Below are 8,170 nucleotides of genomic sequence, written 5' to 3'. Positions count from 1 at the left end.
CGCTCTTCCTCGACGTCCCCGTCGGCGTCGCCTTCATCACCTTCCTGCCGGCCGTCATCGAGGTTCTCGTGTACGGCCTTCCGCACTACCCGCCCGCACTCTGTTCGCTCAGGGCGAACGGTCTTCCGGGGTGCGGCTGCCCCATTCGACCTGCGGCCCTTCGAAGTGCATCGCGTGTCGCGGGGGATGGGCGGCGGCACCGTACACATGAACGTCCTCCGCGCCGTCGAGCACTCCACCGGAGGGATCGTCGTCACCCGCCCGGCGCACCATGTCCCGATCGGGCATGAAGATGTCCCGAACGACGATGACGCAGAGGTAGAGCGTCCCCAACAGGTGGGCCATGATGGCGAGTTGGTAGCCCTCGGCGGGCAGACCCTTGTGGGCGTCCCCGCTGGTCGTGTACGCGAGGTACATCCAGATCCCCAGGAAGTACGCCACCTCGCACGCCTGCCAGATCAGGAAGTCCCGCCAGCGGGGCCGGGCCAGCGCGGCGAGAGGAACCAGCCAGAGCACGTACTGCGGTGAGTAGACCTTGTTGGTGAGGATGAAGGCCGCGACGATCAGGAAGGCGAGCTGCGCGAAGCGCGGACGGCGCGGCGCGGTCAGTGTGAGCGCGGCGATCCCCGCGCAGACGAGCACCATCGAGACCATCGCGTACGCGTTCGCCGTCTCCGCCGTGATCTGGATGTTCATCCGTTGCGAGAGGACGAGGAAGAAGGAGCCGAAGTCGACACCGCGTTCCTGACTGAAGCGGTAGAACTTCGACCATCCGTCGGGCGCCAGGAGCATCACCGGCAGGTTCACCGCGAGCCAGGCCCCGACCGCCCCGAACAGCGCGGTCCCGAAGGCGCGCCACTTACCCGCTCGCCAGCACAGGACGAAGAGCGGTCCGAGCACCAGGAACGGATAGAACTTGGCGGCCGTGGCGAGCCCGATCAGCACACCGAAGGCGAGGGGGCGCCCGCGCGACCACATCAGCATCGCGGCGGCCAGCAGGGCCACGGCGAGGAGGTCCCAGTTGATCGTGGCGGTCAGCGCGAAAGCGGGTGCCAGGGCCACCAAAAGGCCGTCCCAGGGGCGCCGGCGGTGAATGCGCGCGCAGCAGACGGCGATGACCGCCGCGCACGCCATCAGCATCCCGGCGTTGACCATCCAGTACCACTGCTCTTGTTTCTGGATGGTGCCGCTGCCCGGGGTGAGCCAGGCGGCGACCTCCATGAACACACCGGTCAGCACCGGGTACTCGAGGTACTCCATGTCGCCGGGGATCTTGTCGAAGTACGGCACGAGCCCGTCGGCGAAACCGCGTCCCTGGTAGAGGTGCGGGATGTCCGAGTAGCACGCGTGCGTGTACTGGGAGCTGGCACCGAAGAACCAGGCACCGTCGTAGCAGGGCAGCTTCTGCACCATGCCGAGCGCGAACATGCCGATCGCCACGAGCGCGACGACCCGTACCGGCGTCCACCAGGATGTGCCGAGCAGCGCCCGCCGCCCGATCGGGCCGCCGATCAGCTCACTGCCGGTCGAAGCGACCTCGTCCTCCTTGGTCGGCCGCACCGGCTCCGGCTCGTCCACGCTCACTCGCGTCGTCTCTGCACTGGGCATGCCGCACATCCTGCCGTACGCGTCTAGGAATGCGCCGAGGACCACCGCATCCGTCGTGTGCGACAGCCCATGTTTCACGTGAAACACATCCCGACCGCTGTGTCCGGGCCGCCCGGGATACGGAAAGGGCCACCGCACCTGATCGGTGCGGTGGCCCTGTGTTTCACGTGAAACACATCCTGCAGAGCGGGGCGCTACCCCTCGGTGCCTCCGAAGAGTCCCCCGTTCTGGTTGCCTCTCGTGTCGTCCTCCGACTCCGTGGGCGTCGCGGTCACCCCGCCATCGGTACCCCCGGTGTCCGTACCACCCGTGGTCGTATCGCCCGGGTCCTCACAGGTGGGGTTGAACGGGTTCTTGCAGGTCTCGCTGGGCGTCGGTGACGGCAGGATCTCGCTCTCGGTCGGCGTCGGGCTCGGCTCGGGGCTCTCCTCCTCCGACTCGGTCGGCGTCGGGGTCGGCGTCGGGTCCGGATCGTCGTTGACGATCACACCGATCGGTTTGGGCTCCGGGAAGTCCTCCGGTGCCACGCCCTTGAGCGCCTCCTCCATGTAGTCGTGCCAGATCTCGGCCGGGAACGAGGCACCGTGAATCGTCTTCTGGCCACCGGTGCCGTACATCTCCAAGAACGTGCGGTTCTTGTTCGACTCGTCGTCGTCCATGCGGTACATGCTGATCGCGGTCGACAACTGCGGTGTGTACCCGACGAACCAGGCCGACTTGTTGCCGTCGGTGGTACCGGTCTTGCCGGCCACTTCACGACCGGCCAGCTGGGCCGACGTACCGGTTCCCTTGTCGACGACGGTCTTGAGGACATCGGTGACGTTGTCGGCGACCTCCGGTGTGAAGGCCCGCTTGGCCTCGGCGATCTCGTCGTGGTCGAACATCGTCAGACCCTGGTACTCGACCGTCTTGACCGAGAACGGATCGTTCTGCTTACCGCTGGCGGCGAAGGTCGCGTACGAACCCGCCATCCGGATCGCACTGGGATCGGAGATACCGATCGAGAACGACGGGAAGCTCGTGCCGGTGAGGCTGCTCTCCTTGAGGCCGGCCTCTATGGCTGCCTCCTTCACCCGGTCCAGACCGACGTCCATGCCCAGCTGCACGAAGGCGGAATTCGCCGAGACCCGCATCGCCTCGCGGAGGTCGATCTGGTACTTCGGCGCGCTGCCGTACGACGCGTCGTCGTCGTTGGCCTGCAGCCACTCCTTGCCTTCTTCGTTGGTCCAGACGTCGCCGTTGTAGTCCTTGATCTTGAGGTTGTTCTTGCCGCTGTAGAGGCTCTTCGGCGAGACGATGGTGCGCTCGTCCTGCGCCTGATCCCCATCGAGCGTGGGGTCACGCTTGCCCCAGGTCATGGCCGCCGCCAGGACGTACGCCTTCATCGTCGAACCGATCTGTGCACCGGTGACGTCGGCGTTGTTGGTGAAGTGCTTGGTGGCGTCCTCACCGCCGTAGATCGCCTCGATGGCCCCCGACTTCGGACTCACGGACGCGCCACCGAACTGCACATGGGTGTCGGTCTCCGGGCGCAGGTCAGGCTTGATGTTCTCCTTGCGGACCTTCGCCACGGCCTTCTCGAGTTCCTTGACCTTCTTCTTGTCGAAGGTCGTGTGGATCTCGTAACCGCCCCGCTCCAGTTCCTTCTGCGTGATCTTGGTGTTGTTGAGGATGTAGCCCTTGGCCGTGTCGACGAGGTAGCCGATCTGGCCGCCCAGCTGGGCGTTGGAGCGCGGAGCCTGGATCTTGGGGAAGTCGGTGAACTGGGCCCGTTCGGATGCCGACAGGTGCTTGTCCTTGACCATCTCGTCGAGGATCCACTGCCAGCGTTCCGTGGCCCGCTTGGTGTTCGCCGGTGCCGTGGCCGCCGGGTCGATCGACGTCGCCCCGGCCGGGTCGTAGTACGTCGCGCCCTTGAGGATGGCGGCGAGGAAGGCGCACTGGCTCGCGTCGAGCTTCTCCGCGTCCTTGCCGAAGTACGTGCGAGCTGCTGCCTGAAGGCCATAGGCGCCACGGCCGAAGTAGGCCGTGTTGAGGTAGCCCCGCATGATCTCGTCCTTGTCGACGGAGGCGCCCACCTTCACGGAGATGAAGAGTTCCTTCACCTTCCGGGACAGTGTCTGCGACTGGTCGTCGAGCATGGCGTTCTTCACGTACTGCTGGGTGATGGTCGAGCCACCCTGCGTCTGACCGCCCTTGGCCATGTTGACGACGGCGCGGGCGATACCCATCGGGTCGACGCCGCTGTCGGTCTCGAACGTCTTGTTCTCGGCCGACATGACGGCGTAGCGCATCGCCTTGGGGATCTTCTCGTACGCGATGATCTGGCGGTTGACCTCACCACCCGTCGCGACCATCTGCGAGCCGTCCGACCAGTAGTAGACGTTGTTCTGCGCCGTCGCGGCCTCTGCCGGGTTGGGCACGGCCACGACCGCGTATCCGATGCCGGCTGCCGCCACCAGGCTCCCGAAGAACCCGATGAGCAGCCCTGTGACCTGGCGCCATGACGGTACCCAGCGCATCGCCCCGTATCTGCCGGCCCGTGGGTAGTCGATAAAGCGCTTCTTCCCGGGCGGGGCCGCGCGCCCACGACCACGGCCGGGTCCACGTCCTGCGGGTTCGGCGGCTCTGCGGCGGCCGCCGGCTCCCGTGCCAGCGCCGGTGCTTCTCTGCGACGCTCGTCGGGCCGCGGCACGGCCCTCGTACTGGGTCTCCTCACCTCCCGCGCCATAGGTGTCGGAAAGTGACCCGGTGGCGCCCCGCGGTGGCTCGCGGCGGCCGGAGGATGCCGACTGGCCGCGTCGGGCCGCGGCACGTCCGCCTCCCTGCGGCTGCGGCGGTTTGCGACGGTGCTCGCTCATCGAACGACTACTCCTCGGGCAGGCGCACCCGTGCGCGCCTGGAAACGGCGGCTGGTTTCCGGTCCCCCCGAAGTACGGATGCGGTCGTGTGGGTATTCATCCGTACCGCACCCAGGACGACGACGTGCTCAAACGTCACTCGCTTCCCAGTGGTGTGCATGCCGCACAGACTACGCACCGCCAAAACCCACTGAGCACCGAACTTCACCCCAAATCAGGCAACTTGCTTCCTACTAATCGGTGATGTGACCCCGTTCACCGGATCCCCACTTGTCGCATCCGTAGGGGCGTTCTATCGTCTGGATGTATCGAGTCGATACATCAGCTCGGCATAAAACGTGTCGACAGGGCCAGCGGGAGAGGGGAGGCGACGATGAGCCGGCGTTCCGGGATACTCGAGTTCGCTGTCCTCGGCCTGCTCCGCGAAGCCCCGATGCACGGCTATGAGCTGCGCAAACGACTCAACACGTCGTTGGGTGTGTTCCGTGCGTTCAGCTACGGGACGCTCTACCCCTGCCTCAAGACGCTGGTCGCCAACGGCTGGTTGATCGAGGAATCGGGTGGTACCCCGGAGGATGCTGCCGCCGCCCCGCTCACGGGTCGCCGCGCCAAGATCGTCTACCGGTTGACGGCGGAAGGTAAGGAGCACTTCGAGGAGCTGCTCTCGCAGACGGGGCCCGACGCCTACGAGGACGAGCACTTCGCCGCTCGCTTCGCGTTCTTCGGGCAGACCTCCCGCGATGTGCGTATGCGCGTCCTGGAGGGCCGTCGCAGCCGTTTGGAGGAACGGCTGGAGAAGATGCGCGCCTCGCTGGCGCGCACCCGCGAGCGCCTCGACGACTACACGCTCGAGCTCCAGCGCCACGGGATGGAGTCCGTGGAGCGCGAAGTGCGCTGGCTGAACGAGCTCATCGAGAGCGAGCGGGCGGGCCGGGACCTGAAGGGCCCCGCCCGAGGAGAACCCGCTCGCGACACCACAGAGGGAGCGCCGGGCGCCCTGCCCCGGCCCGGGGACACCCCCGGTCCGGATGCGCCCGGCGACACCACCACGTGAGGTCCCTGCCAGGACCTCACTCGTACACACAGGGAGCAACCGGAATGGGTTCGGTTCGCGTAGCCGTCGTCGGTGTGGGCAACTGCGCCGCGTCGCTGGTGCAGGGAGTCGAGTACTACAAGGACGCCGACCCGGCGTCGAGGGTGCCGGGCCTCATGCACGTGCAGTTCGGTGACTACCACGTCCGTGACGTGGAGTTCGTCGCCGCCTTCGATGTCGACGCCAAGAAGGTCGGTCTCGACCTCTCGGACGCCATCGGCGCCTCCGAGAACAACACGATCAAGATCTGCGACGTGCCGAACAGCGGTGTGACCGTGCAGCGCGGCCACACGCTCGACGGCCTCGGCAAGTACTACCGCGAGACCATCGAGGAGTCCGCCGAGGCCCCGGTCGACGTGGTCCAGGTCCTCAAGGACAAGCAGGTCGACGTCCTCGTCTGCTACCTGCCCGTCGGTTCCGAGGACGCGGCGAAGTTCTACGCCCAGTGCGCCATCGACGCCAAGGTCGGCTTCGTCAACGCCCTTCCGGTCTTCATCGCCGGCACCAAGGAGTGGGCGGACAAGTTCACCGAGGCGGGTGTCCCGATCGTCGGCGACGACATCAAGTCCCAGGTCGGTGCCACCATCACGCACCGCGTCATGGCAAAGCTGTTCGAGGACCGGGGAGTCGTCCTGGACCGCACCATGCAGCTGAACGTCGGCGGCAACATGGACTTCAAGAACATGCTCGAGCGCGACCGCCTGGAGTCCAAGAAGATCTCCAAGACGCAGGCCGTGACCTCCCAGATCCGTGACCGCGAGCTCGGCGCCGACAATGTCCACATCGGCCCGTCCGACTATGTGGCATGGCTCGACGACCGCAAGTGGGCGTACGTCCGTCTCGAGGGCCGCGCCTTCGGTGACGTCCCGCTGAACCTGGAGTACAAGCTCGAGGTCTGGGACTCCCCGAACTCGGCCGGTGTCATCATCGACGCCCTGCGCGCCGCGAAGATCGCCAAGGACCGCGGCATCGGCGGCCCGATCCTGTCAGCGTCCTCGTACTTCATGAAGTCCCCGCCGGTGCAGTACTTCGACGACGAGGCCCGCGAGAACGTCGAGAAGTTCATCAAGGGCGAGGTCGAGCGCTGACCAGGCGTTCGTAGTGGGCTGTTGAGGGTCTCCGGGTCATGTGCCCGGGGGCCCTCCCCGTATGTGAGGCTGTGGCCCATGTCCGTCGTGCGTGACCTGCGCGTCCTGCTCCGCTTCCGGGACTTCCGGCATCTGCTGGCCGTACGACTGCTGTCCCAGGGAGCCGACGGCGTCTACCAGGTCGCGCTCGCCGCGTACGTCGTCTTCTCCCCCGAGAAGCAGACATCGGCGGCCGCGATCGCCTCCGCGATGGCGGTCCTGCTCCTTCCGTACTCCCTCGTCGGCCCTTTCGCGGGCGTCCTGCTCGACCGCTGGCGCCGCCGCCAGGTGCTGCTGTACGGGAACCTGCTGCGCGCGCTGCTGGCGTCCGTGACAGCCGTCCTGATCCTGAGCCACGTGCCCGACTGGCTCTTCTACGTCTCCGCGCTGTGCGTCACGGCGGTCAACCGCTTCGTGCTGGCGGGGCTTTCCGCCGCACTGCCCCGTGTGGTGGACGCCGACCGCCTGGTGGTCGCCAACTCCCTCTCACCGACCGCCGGAACGCTCGCCGCGACCGCCGGCGGCGGACTCGCTTTCGTCGTACGGCTAGCGGCCTCCGACTCCGACGCGGCGGTGGTCCTCCTCGGCTCGGCCCTGTACCTGTGCTCCGCCCTGGCCTCACTGCGTATCGCCAAAGAACTGCTCGGCCCGGATCCGGAGTTGGTGCAGCCTCGGCTGGGTGCGGCTCTCGCCGGCACCGCACGGGGCCTGGCAGCGGGCGTACGGCATCTTGCCGAGCCGGGGCGGCGGGCGGCTGCCTGGGCGTTGGCCTCGATGACGCTGATGCGGTTCTGCTACGGCGCTCTGACGGTCATGGTGCTCATGCTCTGCCGATACGCCTGGACGTCCGACGGTTCCGGGGCGTCCGACTCCGAGCAGGGCTTGGCCCTCCTCGGTCTCGCTCTGGGGATCTCGGGAGCAGGGTTCTTCACCGCGGCGGTCATCACGCCTTGGGCGGCCGGACGGTTGGGGCCGGGCCTCTGGATCGTCACCTGCTCCGCTGCCGCCGCCGTGCTGGAACCGGCCCTCGGCCTGCCGTTCACGGAAGTGCCCATACTGATCGCGGCGTTCGTCCTGGGTCTCGTCACTCAGGGCGCGAAGATCGCCACGGACACGATCGTCCAGTCCTCCGTCGACGACGGCTACCGAGGCCGGATCTTCTCCCTCTACGACGTTCTGTTCAACATCGCCTTCGTCGGCGCCGCGGCGGTGGCCGCCTTGATGCTTCCCTCGGACGGCCGCTCAGCCGCTCTGGTGATCACCGTGGCCGTGATCTACGGAGTGATCGCTGCGGCCATGGCCCGCTTCGGGGTGGCAAGGCGGCGCTGATGCGGGAGCGTCGATGTTTCACGTGAAACATCGCCCCCTCAGTGCCTGCGCCCTCTACCGACTCCGTGACACAGCAGCGCGGTGCGATGTTTCACGTGAAACATCGTGTCGGCGTCGCCCTGCGGACCGTGTGAGTCATGTGCGCCCTGTGC

The 8,170-nt window shown here is 67.0% G+C and carries 5 protein-coding genes; 3 read left to right on the top strand and 2 right to left on the bottom strand.

Annotation, left to right across the window (positions count from 1 at the left end; all coding sequences use genetic code 11):
* Nucleotides 1–108: 108 nt before the first annotated feature.
* Together ABT147_RS46770 and ABT147_RS46765 are read right to left on the bottom strand one after the other, a co-directional pair.
* Entirely contained in the window at nt 109–1,608 is a 1,500-nt protein-coding gene (locus ABT147_RS46770) for a glycosyltransferase family 87 protein (RefSeq protein WP_351418584.1), read from the bottom strand.
* 194 nt (nt 1,609–1,802) lie between these two features.
* Nucleotides 1,803–4,469, bottom strand: coding sequence for a transglycosylase domain-containing protein (locus ABT147_RS46765; protein ID WP_351418581.1), 2,667 nt, complete (start codon nt 4,467–4,469; stop codon nt 1,803–1,805).
* Between the two features lie 373 nt (nt 4,470–4,842).
* Between ABT147_RS46765 and ABT147_RS46760 the strand changes: the two genes are divergently transcribed.
* The 3 genes from ABT147_RS46760 (at nt 4,843) to ABT147_RS46750 (ending at nt 8,018) form a co-directional block, all read left to right on the top strand.
* The gene (locus ABT147_RS46760; protein WP_351418578.1) at nt 4,843–5,523 is read left to right on the top strand and encodes a PadR family transcriptional regulator; all 681 of its coding nucleotides are present in this window, start codon (nt 4,843–4,845) and stop codon (nt 5,521–5,523) included.
* Between the two features lie 44 nt (nt 5,524–5,567).
* Nucleotides 5,568–6,650 (top strand): inositol-3-phosphate synthase, encoded by a 1,083-nt coding sequence (locus ABT147_RS46755; RefSeq protein ID WP_351418575.1) that lies wholly within the window; start codon nt 5,568–5,570, stop codon nt 6,648–6,650.
* A gap of 78 nt (nt 6,651–6,728) precedes the next feature.
* On the top strand, nt 6,729–8,018 hold the full coding sequence (locus ABT147_RS46750) for an MFS transporter (protein ID WP_351418573.1): 1,290 nt from the start codon (nt 6,729–6,731) through the stop codon (nt 8,016–8,018).
* Nucleotides 8,019–8,170 lie beyond the last annotated feature (152 nt).

It is taken from the genome of Streptomyces sp. NPDC001868 (genome assembly GCF_040297125.1).
Classification (GTDB): Bacteria; Actinomycetota; Actinomycetes; order Streptomycetales; family Streptomycetaceae; genus Streptomyces.
The sequence above is the reverse complement of the archived record's forward strand: the minus strand, read 5'-3'. Positions and strand labels throughout refer to the sequence as shown.